Raw genomic sequence first — 14750 nt, forward strand, 5'->3', positions numbered from 1 at the left:
AGCCCCGCCGCACGTCGTCCGGGAGATCGCCGAGCACAGCGACATCGGCGTGACCATGACCATCTACGCTCCCCGCGTCGCTGGAGGAGAAGCGGGCCGCGTTGCGGAAGCTGGGGGCGCCCTCGACTGAGGACGTTGCCGTCAGCGTTGCCGTCAAAACGCCCCGGGCCTGCTGGCTCCGGGGCGTTCTGGCTGTTCAGGGGCGGTGGGCAGGGGCGGGGTCGAACCGCCGACCTTCCGCTTTTCAGGAGTAGCGGACGGGCTGCCCTGGGCCGGATTCCCGAGGTGGGGCGGTGGTTGGTGTGTGCCGGTGGTCGTGGTTGGTGGCTGTTGTTGCTGTCACCGTTGCTGTCGGTGCGGGCTTCTTCAGTGTTTAGGCGACCTTGACCGAGTGGGGGCCGACGCTGATGGTGATGTCGAGGTGTCCGCCGAGGGCGGCCGCGTAGGCGCGGAGGGTTTCCAGTTCCATGGCTTCGATGTCGCCGTTTTCGATCTGGGAGATGCGGGACTGGGAGACGCCGAGGACCTGGGCGATCTCTTTTTGGGTCTTGCCGATGGCCTTGCGGAGTTCCTTGAGGTGGTGGCCGGCGACATAGGCGTCGAGTTCGGCGCGGGCCTGGGCCTGCCGTTCGGGGTCGGCCAGTTCGGGGTGGCGGCGGTGGGCTTCGGCCTTGATGTCCTGCCAGCGGCGTCCGGTGCTCATCGTCCGGCCTCCTTGTCCTTGCTTGCCCGGTATTCGGCGTAGCGTGCTTCGGCCAGCGGGATCGCCTCGTCGTACCAACGGGACCACTGCCCGGCCTTGTCACCTGCGACCAGGAAGATCGCGGCACGGTCGGGGTCGAAGACGAACAGCATGCGGATCTCGGACCGGCCCCGGGAACCCGGCCGCAGCTCCTGGAGATTGCGCAGCTCGCTGTGCTCCAACGTGTCGACGAGCGGCCGTCCCAACGTCGGCCCCACAGCGGCCAGCCGGTCGATCGCCTGCTCGATCAGCGCGGCGGTGCGCACGTCGGACTCACGCAGCTTGAGGAACCAGCTCTCGACCGGTTCAAGAAGGATGACGTCCCAGACCACTCCGCAAATATAACCCGTGACTCATATCGCTCGGTTCGGTTCTGTGACAGGCTCTGCTTCACCGCCGACCGTCCGCTCACGATCTTGACGCGGTTGCTGTCAACAAAGACGCCCCGGGCCTGGTGGCTCCGGGGCGTTCTGGCTGTTCAGGGTTGGTGGGCAGGGGTGGGGTCGAACCGCCGACCTTCCGCTTTTCAGAAGTGACAACCCCCTGCCGCCGGTCCGTCTGCCGAGGTCGGACGGTGCTGGGCGTGTACTGACGGTCGTCGGCGTGCGGGGCATTGTCGTCACTGTTATCGTCAGCTGAAGCCAGCTTGACTTCGCATCCCATGGTCGTTTGTGTCTCGCCGGCTCGTCCAACCCTCTGGTAGGTGAGCACCGCCCTGTGAGCAGGTATGGGACGCGACATCTGGCTCCGGCACGCTACAAAGTCTTGGCGATCAAGAGCTCTCGACCCCGGCTGCTGGGTTAGCCATAAGCCCGAGGAACGGAAGCGGGACGATGGTAGAAACCCCTGGCCTGAAGTACATAACGACCCGAGGAAATCATCCGGTACATCAGCTTGGGAAAACCAACACAGGCAGGTAGCTGAACATGACTGACCCTGGCGATACAGAACAGGTCCTGAGGCTGACCACCCGCTGCCCCTCCTGGGTCGTGCCTTCTTTCTTGCGGTAGTTAGCTAGTTAGTAACTACGGCTTGAGCTCCTGGCTCTGCTTAGAGGCTAGGGTCAGCAGTCAGCTCAGGACGAAGCAGGTGGGAAGCGCGTAAGTGTCGACGGCTCTAGTCAGCTTCGTTAGCTTAGACTTTCGGGATTGGTTGTTCATCACCACCGTTGGTGACGATGTTGACCTTCCATCCGGCCACCTGTAGTCGTGTCAGTAGCACATCGCCTTACTGCGCCAGTGAACCAGATGGGACGTACGTCGCTGGCAGCGTCTCTATAGTTCCTCGACCGTGCCTGGTCGGGACGAAGTGTTCGCCGTACCTTGCCAAGAATTCCTCACGCTACGGATGCCCTCGGCGCTTAGGCCCGGACAATCAATTAACTGCCTGGCATCCAAGCCTGCGATCGTGGTTCCGGATCGAAGAGGCGAGCCGTTATCCAGTTGGGATTCTATGACGAGGCTGGTCCTCCTGGCGACCACCGAAGGCCATGGTCATTGCTCCTCAGTGTACGTACTGCTGAGTAGCGAACGAGGCTGAGAGCCGTGGTGGTGTTTGCTAAGCCTCTCTAATACCGGGGAGTAAGTAAGTTATTCATGAGTCCGGAGGGGCAGGGCTCTCATCCTGAGTGATCAGCACAGGCGAGGGGGCGAGTGCTTGTGCTGCATGCATTACATGTATCTACCGACCTCCTCTTGGTCATGCATTCAACTAGCTAACTAAGAGCGTGTCCTATGTGGTGATTGCTCGTTGATCTTGGTGTGCCAGGTGGACAGTGGAGCTGGATCGTCCCCGAGGGGTTGTGGGAGGTCGTGCGGCCGTTGCTGCCGCCGGCCAGGGTGCGTCCGCAGGGTGGTGGGACGGTGAACATCGATGATGGGGCGGTGTTCGCGGCGATCATGTACGTGCTGGTCAGCGGGTGGGCCTGGCGGCATCTGCCGCCGTGTTTCGGTGCGTCGAAGTCCACTGTGCATCGCCGGTTCTTGATCTGGTCGCGGGCCGGGGTGTGGGGCCGGCTGCACCAGGTGCTGCTGGATCGGTTGGCCGATGAGGATCTGCTCGATCTGTTCCGTGCCGTGCTCGACTCGGTGCACGTGCGGGCCAAAAGGGGGGGGCGAGCACACCGGCCCGAGCCCCGTGGGCCGGGGCAAACCCGGCTCCAAGCTGCATGTCCTGTCCGACCGGCGGGGCTTGCTCCTCGTCGTTGGCATCTCAACCGGCAACGTCCACGACAGCCAGGGTCTGAAGCCGATGATCGACGGCCATATGAGACACGCCTTCGAGAAAGGTCCAAAGCGGCGTATTGGCAAGCTGTATGCCGATAAGGCCTATGACATTCCTGAGCTGCGGCGATGGCTGGCACGGCAGCGGATCAAACCCCGGATCGCCCGCAAGGGAATCGAGCCCGATGACCGCCTCGGGCGACACCGATGGGTCATCGAACGCACCCTGGCCTGGCTGACCGGCTACCGCCGCCTGACCCTCCGCTACGAACGCCACCCAGCCAACTACCTGGCCTTTCTCGGCTTGGCCGCAGCGCTTGTGTGCCATAAACGGCTCATCCGACTCACCACATAGGACACGCTCTAAGCCTGCTTCACCCCATCGCTGCTGTCTTCCGGGACCCGACGTCGCCAGGTTGGGCCCTATACGCCGCCCCTGGCGCCTTGAGCGCACAGCAGGTCCACCCGCCCACCCAAGCAAGGGCCGCATTGTACCGATTTGCATGCCATGTGTCAAAATGCTACATTGCATAATGCTAGGTTGCACCAAAGAGGGTGTGGAGAGAAGCAGCGCAAGAAAGAAGAAAGAAGCGGCTCCCCTGAACCACCAGGAGAGCCGCTGAAGACCCGTGCCCCTCAAGACATCCACACGATGCGAGAACAGGAGTCCCTGCAGATGAGACTACGCTCAAACCGCCTTGACGAGGCATCCCCCCCGGCCCCTCCGGGAGATGGCCCACTGATGTCTCTGCGAGCGGTCGTACTGCTCACCATCGCGGGTAGCGTCGCCAGTCTGACGATCTTCTTCCCCGAAGTCGCTATCCCGATCGGCGTCGGCGTCGGCATCCTCACCTTGCTCCACAAGGTGACCGGAAGCTAACGAAAGCGTGCAGTAAGGGCCGGGCGTCTCGTCACTAGAGCGAGACACCCGGCCCCGAGATCAAACTTTCAGAGAAATTACTCTCACTGCCGGCGAGCCGCGGCTAGCAGCAACTTCACCCGAGCCCTCTCACGTGTAGTGGACCGGGGCGGGGTCGAACCGCTGACCTTCCGCTTTTCAGGAGTAGCGGACGGGCTGCCCTGGGCCGGATTCCCGAGGTGGGGCGGTGGTCGGTGTGTGCCGGTGGTCGTGGTTGGTGGCCGCTGTTGCTGTCACCGTTGCTGTCAGCTTGGGCCGGTGGTTCGTTAGAGCAGGGCGATGAACTCGGCGACCGACAGGCCGGCGTCGCGGATGATCCGGCGGAGCGTGCCAGGCGGAAGGTCCTTGCCCTGGTGGACGGGGACGACGGTGAAGCGGCCTTCGGGGCTGCGCATCATGTGGTGGCTGCCCTTGACGCGGGTCAGTGCGAAGCCGGCCTTCTCCAGTGCCTTGATCACTTCCGCGCCGGAGACCACGGGCAGTGGTGGCATCAGGCGACGTCCTGGACGATCGTCAGGACCGGCGGGACGCCGAACTCCTCGATGACCAGGCTCACGGCCTCATAAAGGTCGGCGACGGCCTCTTCGGGAGTGTCCCCGACACCGTGTGCCCCTCCGCTGGGGAAGGAAGCGTGCGCACCCCAGGTGCCGTCCTCTTCCTGTTCCAGCTCGTAGGGGATCTGGACCATCTGCTTCATGCCGCCGAGTCTACGCTTCCGCCTTCTGGCGCACCGGCCCTTGGCCGCAGCCCACGCTCACCGCACCGGGGCTCCCAGAAGCCAGACGTGACCGTCCACTGGCCGAACTCATTGCTGTTGCTGTCAACGAAAAGACCCCGGACGGTGATCGCTCGGGGTCTTTTGGCTGTTCAGGGATGGTGGGCAGGGGCGGGGTCGAACCGCCGACCTTCCGCTTTTCAGTTGTCAGTGTGTGGGGGCGTTGTCGTCAGGGTTGTCGTCACGTTGTGCGTGCTTGGCCTGGTTGCGTCGGCGGCGTTCGTGCCGGGTGTGCTGGCCGGCGCGGGATCGTTGGGCGCGGTCGATGAGGACCACGAGGGGGTCGGAGGAGTGTTCATAGAGTTCGACTTCGAAGGGGTCGTGGTCGTGTTCGATAAGTCGGCCGAGGGCAGCTCGGTCCTGCTCGACGGTGACCCGGCGACGGATTTCTTCCCGCCACGCTCTGCCGCTGGCCTCAGCCTCGTCCACGCTTCGAACGTACCGCGTGTCATTCCGGAGTGTCTGCCTCGTGAACGGCGAGGAGTGGTGATGAAGTGTTTCACGTGGGTGGGTGCTCTGGTCTGCGGGAGCAGGGGCCGAGCATCTCATTAGTCGGGAGCCCCCAGCCCCGAACGGTGCCTAGCCACCCACGGCGACCGTCTTGAATTCAGCTTGGGAACCCTTCGGCGCTTCCGGGATCAGGCCGTTGGTCTGCCGATCCTGCCGTCTGCGAGTGACCTCTGGTGACCTTCGTTCATTCTGTCTGATGGCACGGCTCTGTTCAGGCTGCGGCGTGTGGGCTGATGCCGATGACGAGTTCGGCGTCGAGTGCGTGGGCGAGTCTGTCGAGGACGGGGATGGTGGGTACTGCGGCGCCGGCTTCGAGTCTGGAGAGGGCCGGCTGGGTCATGCCTGCTCGCTTGGCGAGTTCAGTCTGGGAGAAGCCGAGCGCCAGGCGGCGGTCCCGTACTGCCCTGCCGATGGCGATGGCGCGCTTGGCTTCTTCGTATCCTGCGCGGACTTCGGTGTTGTCACGGTGGCGACGGCCGAGGTTCCACTGTGCGTGTTCGCTCATGGTCAGGCCTCCCTCGTGTATGTGCGTCGGGCGTGATCGTGCTCGGCCTCGCAGGCCTTCTGGGCCCGTTTGGCCCGTTCGACCTCGGCGACTTCCTTATTGCGGGTCTTTCTGAAGACGGTGAGCAGGATGGCCCGTCTGCCCGGTGCGAGCCAATATGACACGCGCATGTCGAGCGGATGCAATGGGATGCGCAGTTCCCCGGACCCTGTCGCCGAGGTGTCGGGAGTACGGCTCGCCTAACGTCGCCGCTTCCTCCGCGAGGATCTCGGCGTACGCCAGGACCCGGCCGTACTCCCGATCGTTCAGGGAGTCCAGCCATGCCTCGACCTCGGGCTCAAGCTCGATGACATACAGGTCCATGCATCCAACGCTATATGCATCTCAAGGCATGGCGCTACCCCGCCCGGATAAGCCGGTTGCACGATCGCCCACATCCGCCGCCACGTTGTCGTCAAAAACGCCCCGGGCCTGAGGGCTCCGGGGCGTTTGCGCTGTTCAGGGTTGGTGGGCAGGGGCGGGGTCGAACCGCCGACCTTCTGCTTTTCAGGAGTAGCGGACGGGCTGCCCTGGGCCGGCTTCCCGAGGTGTGCCGGTGGTCGGTGTGTGCCGGTGGTCGTGGTTGGTGGCCGCTGTTGCTGTCACCGTTGCTGTCAGATGGTGGCTGGTCCAGTTCGTTGTTGAAGGATCTCAGTCTGGGTGGTGCATGCATTCGTCGGCGAAGGCGCACAGCCGCTTCATGTAGCCCGTGAACCGCTCCTGGTCCGGTCGGGCGGGGATGGGCTGTCGCCAGGAACGGCCGAGTAGCTCCTCCGCGTGATCCGTCCCCAGGCGTTCGTCCAAGTGGCGGAGCGCACCGATCACGAATATCTGCTCGTGGAACGGCTTCGGCTCCGAGAGCCTGTGGGTGAGAGCAGCGGCGAGGAGCGCCGCGTCGGAGAGCTGTCCGAATCGGGCGAGGGCTAGGGCGTAACCGGCGTCGGCCTTGATGAAGGCACCGTCGTACAGCAGCTCACCAAGACGGTCCCGGAACCCGGTCCGGCGGTCGAGGCCGATCAGCCAGGCTGCGGTGAGGCGGGCCCGCCACTCGCTGGTGAGCAGGCGGTCGAGCTCGTCATCGGTGATCAGGCGCGCGTCTTCGGCTAGCGACCGCATCAGCAGGGACCGTCGTGGTTCGCCGTCCCGCAGGGCGTTGACACCCATGATCTTCAGATAGCGCTGGCGAAGCGGGCCCTCATAACTCCAAAAGACATAGCGCCTGTCCAACGCACGCAGCTCGGAGCCGTTCGGTGCGGGAGGTCGCATGAGCACAGTGTGGCTGGAGCAACTGGGCCACGGCGACACCATTTCGCTCAGCGTCGTGTGCAGAGTGTACGGCTCCCCTGCGACATTGGAGTCCACTCACAGCACGCATTACTGGCTTGGGCACGCATTCGGCGCAGCGAGCCGCTGCACCCCAATGACAATCGGACACGACCGGACTCGACAACGAGAACGCCCGACCGCATATATGCAGGTCGGGCGCTGATTCGTACTGCAAGAGGTGGGCAGGGGCGGGGTCGAACCGCCGACCTTCCGCTTTTCAGGAGTAGGAAGCGCGCTGCCCTGGGCCGGATCTCCGAGGTGGGGCAGTGGTCGGTGGGTGCTTGTGGCTGCTGGTGGTTGCCGACGTTGCCGTCAGGGTTGCCGTCAGCGGTCGGTGTCCTTGGGGTGGCGAGGGGACGCGTAGATGATCCACACGGTGTGGTCGTCATCGTTGATCACGTACCGTACGCGGCCGCCGCTGGTGACCTCGTATTCCCATTGTTCGAGGTCCCGGCCGTTGTGCCGGTGCGTTGCGAGGTCCCCGCGGAGCCGGTGCTGGCGCTCGTGGTTGGAGCGGGAACGTGGCCCGTTGCGCAGGGCCTCCAGGCATCGGCGGGTGTTGGACAGGGCGAGGCGGCATAGCTCTTCCCAGCCTCGTACCGCCTCGCTGGTGCCGAACCTGACGTCCCATTCGTCGTCTGGAGGTGGGACGGTGACCCTGTCCCCTCGTTTGGGGCTCAAGGAGCGACCTCGACCGGACCGAAGTCACCAGAAGTCGGTTGAAGCGCCTCCTCGTACTCCGTGCGATCCGCCTTGATCCGCGCGGTGGCGCGCCAGCTCGTGATGACCTCTTGGGCGTTGGTGTCGAGATCGAGCTCGGCCGCGTCGGACAGGGCGTCGACCAGCTCCACGGTGAAGGCGCGAACCTCTTCGGTGCTCAGGTGGCGTACCCAGGGGAACACGTCGGGCATGGCGAGCAGTAGCGCCCGGGCGCTGGGGTCGTGCTTCATGAGCGCCAGGAAGATCCGTGACGCGGTCGTCAGGCTCTCGTCGCGTTGTTCTTCGCGGTCGGCGGCCGTGAGGTAGAAGTCAGGGGCGTCGCGGTGGGTGACGCGCAGCCGGCCCAGGCGCGCGGCGCGCTCGGCTACGGACTTGGGGTTGCGGGACAGGTCGGAGAAGGTCACTGCGTCCGCGGTGGTGCTCATGCCCCCAGTATACTCAGATCGTGTTCTGAAGTTCGGTTGACCTGTGTGGAGAGCTGCTGGTGCGGACCAGGCTCCCCGCGTCCCAGGAGTCCGTCGTACTTGCTGGCCTGCCCGGTGGCAATGTGAAACGACCGTCCGCTGTCGCGTTGTCGTCAAAAACGCCCCGGGGCCGCTGGCTCCGGGGCGTTCTGGCTGTTCAGGGGTGGTGGGCAGGGGCGGGGTCGAACCGCCGACCTTCCGCTTTTCAGGTCTACCCGCCTCAACGGTGTGCTGACCTGCAAAAACTCACCTCACGGACGAGCGAGAAGCCGATAAGCGGATTGCGTTCCCAGAGTTACGCCCTTCCGGTCTGCCTGTCAAGTGAAGATTTTTGATCATGGCCCTGACCTGCAAGTACGGGCCGGATGTGACAACGAACGACGATCGCCCCGGTAGCCCCCAGGGTCCCGGCATAGGTTGCGAAAGATACCCTTCTGGATAAAACGTTCAATCATGAGCACGCCCATCGTTCCAAGGTGACTTTTTGAATCAAATCCCGGGAAGTGCCTACTGGGAGCGCATGCGCTTGTAGCGTCGCAAACAGTTTCGCCACGTGCAAGATGTCGTCTGATTGTTTGGAGACGCTACCGCCGATCGCGGTGGCCAGATAAACGACCTCGTTTCCGTCGCGTTGCGTCGCGACAGTGAATGACCCGTTTACGCCGTGGTAGTGCGTCGTGGGAGCTATCTGTAGAGTCACATTGTTCCAGCCGGAAACCGTGATCAGGTATTCGAGTTGTTTACGCATGGTTTCTCGGCATCCGACCTGCCTGTACAGCACGCTTTCGTTCATGACCACGAACACCATAGGCGAGTCACTGCGCGTCAGGGTCGCCTGTCGCTTTGTTCTGCCGGTGAGTAGATCGTCTGTCAACAACAGTGCGCGAGCGTAGGCTTCGGTCTGAAACAGTTCGTACACGAGGGTGTTCTCATGCACACGTAGAAGGGTGGCCGTTTCCTCTGCTTTGAGGAAGCCCACGAACCACCGTGGATAGTCTACTGATCGAAAACAATCCTCCCATTTGTCCAGCAGGGTGCTTCCGCTGTTGAGCGCGCTGTCCAGCCGCATCGCGAAATCTCTGCGGCAACGAGTTGTACCGGCTTCGACCTGACCCACGTAGCTACGGGTCACGTTCATCGATGTGGCCAGCTCTGTACGAGTCAGGCCAACCCCCTCCCGGATCCGGGTGACTTCCGCGCCGAACTCTTTCAGCCAAGGTGACGGCTTTTTGGCAGCCATCAATACCTCAGTTCCATCGTGTATTCAGCTGGAACCATACGGCCTTTCCTTCGCGAGTCCTGGTGACCCCGCATGCGTCTGTTATCGATTCGATGATGTGCATTCCACGTCCGTGCGTCTCACATGTTTGTGCTTTTTGCAGGACCGGAAGCAGATCAGAGGTGTCATGAACTTCGACGTGAAATCGATCTTCGATGCGAGCGATGACGATTCCGATGGAATCGATTACCTCGCCATGCTCCCAAGCGTTGGTCACTAGTTCAGATGTGGCCAGCCTCGCAGAGTCGATCGTCTCGCTGTCGAGATGGAAAGACTTCGCGACCGTGACAACTATGGCTCGCGCGATCATGGGAGCCATACGGGTCGCCGGAAGACTGATCTGAGCTAACACTTCACTGAGCGGGGGGCTGTCGATCGTCATCGGGGGATCACCTCGCACCGTTGGTTGGTGACCCAAGGATCTATGTCACCTGATGCATACGGTGGGTGAAAATGCTCTATCGGGCATACCCTGTTGGGCATGGAAGCGCGGACGCTCGCAGAAGCTCTTAACCTGATCATGGAAGAACGCAGATGGACGCAAGCTCAACTTGCGGGCGAGTTAGGAGAGGGGATCACCCAAGCGTGGGTCTCGCGTGCCAGCCGGGGGCTGAAAGACGCAACGATCGGGACTGCGGCCCGCATGCTGTCGCGCGTAGGGTGGGAGATCCGCATAGTTCCGCGCGCGGAAGGGAAAACAGGTCGTATGAAACGACGACAGTTCCTCGGTGGGGTTGCAGGTGCTACAGGTATCGCTGCCATAGATGCGGCTGTGGGTCCTAGCCTTGTAGCAGCGGCTAAGACCAGTCCTTATGACGACCCTGAGTATGTCGCATCGCTGGCGAATCACGTTCGTCAGATGCGGCAAAATCAGGGAGGGGCCGATTCCATAAAGGCAGTGGTTCATCACGCCCGACACGTTATATCTGCCGTTGACAACGGGAATAGCGAACTACGGGAACCGGCCGCAGAACTCGTCCGCGTTTCTGCATTGACGCTGTATGATGCAGATTATGTGGATGCTGCCGAAGACCTGGCGGGAAAGGCGCTCAAGCTAGCCCGCGAAGCGGGAGATCTCGAAAGCCAGGCGAATATTTATGCAAGCCTCAGCCAGATAGCCGCTTACGGAGGAAATGCCGATCGCGGCATCAGATACGCACGAAAGGGCCTGAGTTTCGGATCTGATCTCACAGACTACTCGCGGGCAAATCTGCACATTCGCCTAGGTCGCTCCCTCGCGAACATTCGCGGGCAAGACGTGACTGAGATTCGTGAGGTTCTAGAAGCCGGTCGCAATTCTTCGCTGAGTCCCGTTGAGGCACTCTCAATTAGTGGAAATATCGGCCTAGCACTGGCTGATCTCGGAGACCACGAAGAAGCTATTGAGGAACTGGATTACGCCGTCCACGATATCAATTCGATGCGTGCATGGGGTGCTGAATTCCTAGCTCGTGAAATTCCGGTTATGCTGGATTCCGGAAAGCTGCAACTGGCCGCAATGCGGATTATCGAACTCGCATACGCAGTGCCGTATATAAATTCCGCTCGCGTGGATAAGTACGTGCGGGAGGTTCTGGCGAAGTCGGCGTCTTATTCGCACGTATCTGAAATGCGTGAGGCCCGTGAACTCCTACGAACAGTGATCAGCGAGCCCCGTACCATGTGACCTTAGGCAAAAGGCCCTACCCGTTTTCGGTGGAAGGATTTTTTGCTGTAAGGAGACGGTATATCTCCATGGTGAGATCTAGGATCATTAGTGGTTCGTGCCCAGGTTTGCGGAGGGTATCGGGCTGGATTCTTAGTTCGCGTGCTGCGAGTCTTCGCCGTTCTTCTAGGGATTGGTGACCGGCCTGCCGTGTCAGCCCGAAGATGATGAGTAGCGCAGTGGCTCTTTGTCCACCGATTTCGTTGATTCCGTCACGGATGAGCTGTTCTGTGCGGAATGCGCGTAGGTAGAGCGCTGATTCGTTCTCTAGCTCGTTGGTTACGGGTGACAGAACGTCGATGAGGTTGGGCGAGTAGACGGCCAGCCTCGCCGCTCGTGCTCCGTGGCGTAGGGACTGCCGTAGTCCCTCGTGCAGCTGGCCTAGGTCGATCGGGTGTACGGGCCTCTCTTCCATCCTGGCGTGTCTCTCCTCGTGCGCGGAAAGGCGCGTTTCCGCAGGTCACCGGCACTCCGTTGTGCTGGCTATGCAATTGCAGGTAGCGGACGCTTGGTTGCTCGTTGTCATCTTACGTGTAAACCCCTCTCACCTGCATCGATGCCATCTTTTGTCCCTACGGCATGCCGGAAACTTTCCCACTTCCATCATGCGTTCGGTGCCGGGTTTCGCACCAGGAAAGACGCCATGAATGGTGACTTGTTTCATCCGGAATGCAGGGCGCAGGCTGGATGAAAGTAAGAAGTCAGCCCTGCCTAAGGGTTTTCCGTTCGCATGAGGAGAGAACGCGTGCAGCCTGTTTCACTGATCCATGATCCCTATGACGTGATTTTCGTCGTCTGGGAGTACTTGCGGGAGACGGGTTGTCAGCCGATCGCTCTTTCTGCGGTTCGCCTGCCAGAGGCCAGGCGAGCGACGGAAGAACTCATGTGCATTTTGGGTGTGACTCCGGAAGTCCCGCCGGCCACCGACTAAGAAAGGAACACCATGCCGGTCTACTACCGTCGCTCGATTCTCGGGCGTGTCCTGGCGGTTCTCGTCGCCATCCCGGTCATCGCCTACCTGGCGAAACTGACCTACGAATGGATCACGCCGTTTCTCCCGCTGGTAGGCGGTGCGATTCTCATCATTGTTTTCTACTGGCTGACGCTGCGTCGCCGGTACTGATGAGGGCTGAACCGTGATGGAATTCCGACCTGCCGCCGTAGTGCTGATGTTCGCCGCACTCGTCTTCCTCACGGTATTCGGCCAGCGCTGGCGGGAATCCCGGCAGTGGCGGGGGTCCCTGCTGGCGTATCGGCTACGCCTGCCCGATGGACTTTCCCATGAGTCGATCACAGGCGCGCTATCGGTCATCGCGGTTTCCACAGCACGTTGGCCGATCGCTTTCGAAATCATCGCCGATCATCGCGGGATACAGCATTACGTGCTGATCCCTGATCACATGTCGCCGGGAACGCTGACCAGATTCACGACCGGTTTCCCAGGAATCCGGTTGGAGCAGTCACCCGATTACCTTGCGACGTTCCCTAAGGCGCGTCTCGCCCGTGAACTACGCACTACACGCCTGTGGCGCCCGTTGGCGTCACAACGGTCGCAGGTGGCCATAGCGGGAGTACTGGCGGCCATGTACCCCCTCGGATCAGGTGAGGTGATCCGCGTTCAGTGGATCGTGTCCGCCACTCGCCGAATCAGGGCCAGCGAAGAACTTCCGAGCGAGGCTCTACGCGACATCGCCAACAAACAAGCGGCCCCATTGGCGGACGCCTGCGGAAGAGTGGCCGTGAGCGCTTCTCACCGTGCGCGGGCGGCTCTACTGCTGGCGGGGGTGATGAACGCTCTTGCGGCCGTGAACGGGCCACACAGCGCCATACGGGGGCGCGTGCTGCCGACACGAGTGGTCGCCGGTCGTCTCCAGGCCCGATCGGTTCCGCTGACCTTGTGGCCTGCTCTACTCAATGCGGAAGAACTAACCGCGTTGGTGGGATTCCCGACAGAGGGAATCAGAGTTCCTGGCCTGGCCGTTGGGTCCGCTCGTCAACTTCCGCCATCGGTGGACATGCGCCGTACCGGCCTTGTGGTCGCGATGAGCAACTACCCGGGAATGCGGGAAAGGCCGCTTGCGCTCGCTACTGATGACCGACTCAGGCACGCGCTTATTCAAGGCCCGACAGGTTCGGGCAAGTCCGAACTCATCGCCAGGCTGGCGTTGCAGGATATTCGCGCGGGTCACGGAACCGTGGTCATAGACCCGAAAAGCGACCTGATAGAGCAGATCCTACGGCGCATCCCAGATGACCGGATGAACGACGTTATCGTGATGGATGCCAGTTCTTTGGGCCGGCCTGTTGGGTTCAACATTCTCGGCAGCGGCCGTGACGAGCACTCCAAAGAACTGGTAGTCGATCGAATCGTTTATGTCCTGGCGGAACTGTGGCGTTCCTCATGGGGTCCGCGCACGGCTGATGTGTTGCGTAGTTGCCTGCTGTCCCTGGTGTACGCGAAAGCTCCGGACGGTAGCGCGTTCACGCTCGTGGAAATCCCGCAACTTCTCACGGATGAGGCGTTCCGGCGACAGGTCATGCGGCAGAAAATACCCGAATCGGTGCGTCAGTTCTGGGCGGCCTATGAGGCGATGAGCGAGCCGGAACGAGCGCAGGTTATCGGGCCTGCGATAAACAAAATCCGCACGTTCACGACGCGATCAGCGCTACGGCTCATGCTCGGACAGAGCACAGGAATAAACCTTGGTGCAGTGTTCCGGGAACGGAAAATCCTACTGGTTCCCCTTTCCAAAGGGGTCATCGGACCGGAAGCCGCTCACCTATTGGGTTCTTTGCTCGTGGCGTTCCTATGGCAGGAAACTCTAGGACGCGCCACCGTTGCGGCCGAAAAACGCCGACCGGCATTCGCCTACCTGGACGAATTCCAAGAGTTCATACGCTTCGGATCAGGTGGAGAACTGGCCGATATGCTCGCGCAGGCGCGTGGACTTGGCCTAGGGCTCACGCTCGCTTATCAGTACTTGGATCAGCTGTCGGCAGATGTCACGGCGGCTGTTCTCGGTACCGTCCGAACACAAGTCGTGTTCCAACTCGAATACCGCGATGCCGAAACCATGGCGAAGCGGTTCACGCCGCTCACGCGACAGGACCTTACCGGCCTGGATGCTTTTGAAGTCGCTATGCGTCCCTGCGTGGACGCTCGCACGATGGCACCCGTTACCGGCCTCACCATGCCATTGGATGAGCCGTTGCGGGACGCGAGTGAAGTACTGGACTTCACGCTCGACAGGTATGGGGTACCGCGCGCTGATGTGGAGGCGGCTTGTCAGGCCCGTATTCGGCCTGCCATCTCGATAGTGCCCCCGATCGGCCGTGTTGCAGGGGGGCACTCATGACGGGTGTTCATCTCGGTGTTCACTTCGGTGTTCATCTCGGTGTGCAGTTCGGTGCATACACGGGCCTCGCGTCCTGGCTGGTAGGGGCCGTTCTCCGAGCGTCAAGGATGCCGAATCTCTCCCTGTCGGCTGGTAGGCGCTCCAACCGGCCAGCTGGCTCCCCTCCTCCCCGTAAGTCTCCTGCTCGG

General features: G+C 61.8%; 17 protein-coding genes. 5 read left to right on the forward strand and 12 right to left on the reverse strand.

Going from position 1 to position 14750, the window contains the following annotated elements:
* Nucleotides 1-373: 373 nt before the first annotated feature.
* Nucleotides 374-703: a helix-turn-helix domain-containing protein gene (locus DPM19_RS18895; RefSeq protein ID WP_111869265.1), complete on the reverse strand. Its 330-nt coding sequence runs from the start codon at nucleotides 701-703 to the stop codon at nucleotides 374-376.
* The gene (locus DPM19_RS18900; RefSeq protein WP_111869266.1) at nucleotides 700-1074 is read right to left on the reverse strand and encodes a type II toxin-antitoxin system RelE/ParE family toxin; all 375 of its coding nucleotides are present in this window, start codon (nucleotides 1072-1074) and stop codon (nucleotides 700-702) included. The genes DPM19_RS18895 and DPM19_RS18900 overlap by 4 nt, the downstream gene beginning before the upstream one ends.
* Before the next feature lie 1428 nt (nucleotides 1075-2502).
* Here DPM19_RS18900 and DPM19_RS18905 point away from each other — a divergent pair.
* A protein-coding gene (locus tag DPM19_RS18905; RefSeq protein WP_233510482.1) for an IS5 family transposase occupies nucleotides 2503-3319 on the forward strand; the annotation gives its coding sequence in 2 pieces (ribosomal slippage) (nucleotides 2503-2850 and nucleotides 2852-3319; 816 coding nt in all).
* A 387-nt stretch (nucleotides 3320-3706) separates the two neighbouring features.
* A complete protein-coding gene (locus DPM19_RS35330; protein ID WP_158566820.1) occupies nucleotides 3707-3844 on the forward strand; it encodes a hypothetical protein in 138 nt (45 codons plus the stop codon).
* 305 nt (nucleotides 3845-4149) lie between these two features.
* On the opposite strand, the gene DPM19_RS18910 is transcribed toward DPM19_RS35330, so the two are convergent.
* From DPM19_RS18910 to DPM19_RS18955, 10 genes are all read right to left on the reverse strand, one after another.
* Entirely contained in the window at nucleotides 4150-4374 is a 225-nt protein-coding gene (locus tag DPM19_RS18910; RefSeq protein ID WP_111869267.1) for a type II toxin-antitoxin system HicA family toxin, read from the reverse strand.
* On the reverse strand, nucleotides 4374-4580 hold the full coding sequence (locus DPM19_RS18915; RefSeq protein ID WP_111869268.1) for a type II toxin-antitoxin system HicB family antitoxin: 207 nt from the start codon (nucleotides 4578-4580) through the stop codon (nucleotides 4374-4376). Before DPM19_RS18915 ends, DPM19_RS18910 begins: the two co-directional genes overlap by 1 nt.
* Nucleotides 4581-4805: 225 nt before the next feature.
* Complete coding sequence (locus DPM19_RS18920; RefSeq protein ID WP_111869269.1) at nucleotides 4806-5087, reverse strand: hypothetical protein; 282 nt, start codon at nucleotides 5085-5087, stop codon at nucleotides 4806-4808.
* Nucleotides 5088-5379: 292 nt separating this feature from the next.
* A complete protein-coding gene (locus tag DPM19_RS18925; RefSeq protein ID WP_111869270.1) occupies nucleotides 5380-5673 on the reverse strand; it encodes a helix-turn-helix domain-containing protein in 294 nt (97 codons plus the stop codon).
* A 96-nt stretch (nucleotides 5674-5769) separates the two neighbouring features.
* The gene (locus DPM19_RS18930) at nucleotides 5770-6036 is read right to left on the reverse strand and encodes a hypothetical protein (RefSeq protein ID WP_233510443.1); all 267 of its coding nucleotides are present in this window, start codon (nucleotides 6034-6036) and stop codon (nucleotides 5770-5772) included.
* Between the two features lie 327 nt (nucleotides 6037-6363).
* Nucleotides 6364-6978: a DUF6000 family protein gene (locus DPM19_RS18935; protein WP_146778912.1), complete on the reverse strand. Its 615-nt coding sequence runs from the start codon at nucleotides 6976-6978 to the stop codon at nucleotides 6364-6366.
* A 384-nt stretch (nucleotides 6979-7362) separates the two neighbouring features.
* Nucleotides 7363-7719: a hypothetical protein gene (locus tag DPM19_RS18940; protein ID WP_111869272.1), complete on the reverse strand. Its 357-nt coding sequence runs from the start codon at nucleotides 7717-7719 to the stop codon at nucleotides 7363-7365.
* Nucleotides 7716-8183, reverse strand: coding sequence for a hypothetical protein (locus DPM19_RS18945; RefSeq protein ID WP_111869273.1), 468 nt, complete (start codon nucleotides 8181-8183; stop codon nucleotides 7716-7718). Before DPM19_RS18945 ends, DPM19_RS18940 begins: the two co-directional genes overlap by 4 nt.
* Before the next feature lie 490 nt (nucleotides 8184-8673).
* Nucleotides 8674-9462, reverse strand: a complete 789-nt coding sequence (locus DPM19_RS18950; protein ID WP_111869274.1) for a helix-turn-helix domain-containing protein — start codon at nucleotides 9460-9462, stop codon at nucleotides 8674-8676.
* 7 nt (nucleotides 9463-9469) lie between these two features.
* Complete coding sequence (locus tag DPM19_RS18955; RefSeq protein ID WP_111869275.1) at nucleotides 9470-9883, reverse strand: ATP-binding protein; 414 nt, start codon at nucleotides 9881-9883, stop codon at nucleotides 9470-9472.
* Between the two features lie 99 nt (nucleotides 9884-9982).
* On the opposite strand from DPM19_RS18955, the gene DPM19_RS34875 reads away from it, so the two are divergent.
* The 3 genes from DPM19_RS34875 (at nucleotide 9983) to DPM19_RS18965 (ending at nucleotide 14562) form a co-directional block, all read left to right on the forward strand.
* Nucleotides 9983-11167 carry a hypothetical protein gene (locus tag DPM19_RS34875; RefSeq protein WP_146778913.1) on the forward strand — a complete coding sequence of 395 codons (1185 nt, stop codon included), beginning with the start codon at nucleotides 9983-9985 and terminating at the stop codon, nucleotides 11165-11167.
* Between the two features lie 982 nt (nucleotides 11168-12149).
* Complete coding sequence (locus DPM19_RS18960) at nucleotides 12150-12329, forward strand: hypothetical protein (protein ID WP_111869276.1); 180 nt, start codon at nucleotides 12150-12152, stop codon at nucleotides 12327-12329.
* A gap of 16 nt (nucleotides 12330-12345) precedes the next feature.
* Nucleotides 12346-14562, forward strand: coding sequence for a type IV secretory system conjugative DNA transfer family protein (locus tag DPM19_RS18965; protein WP_111869277.1), 2217 nt, complete (start codon nucleotides 12346-12348; stop codon nucleotides 14560-14562).
* The last annotated feature ends 188 nt before the right edge of the window (nucleotides 14563-14750 follow it).

Source organism: Actinomadura craniellae (assembly GCF_003289645.1).
Classification (GTDB): Bacteria; Actinomycetota; Actinomycetes; order Streptosporangiales; family Streptosporangiaceae; genus Actinomadura_D; species Actinomadura_D craniellae.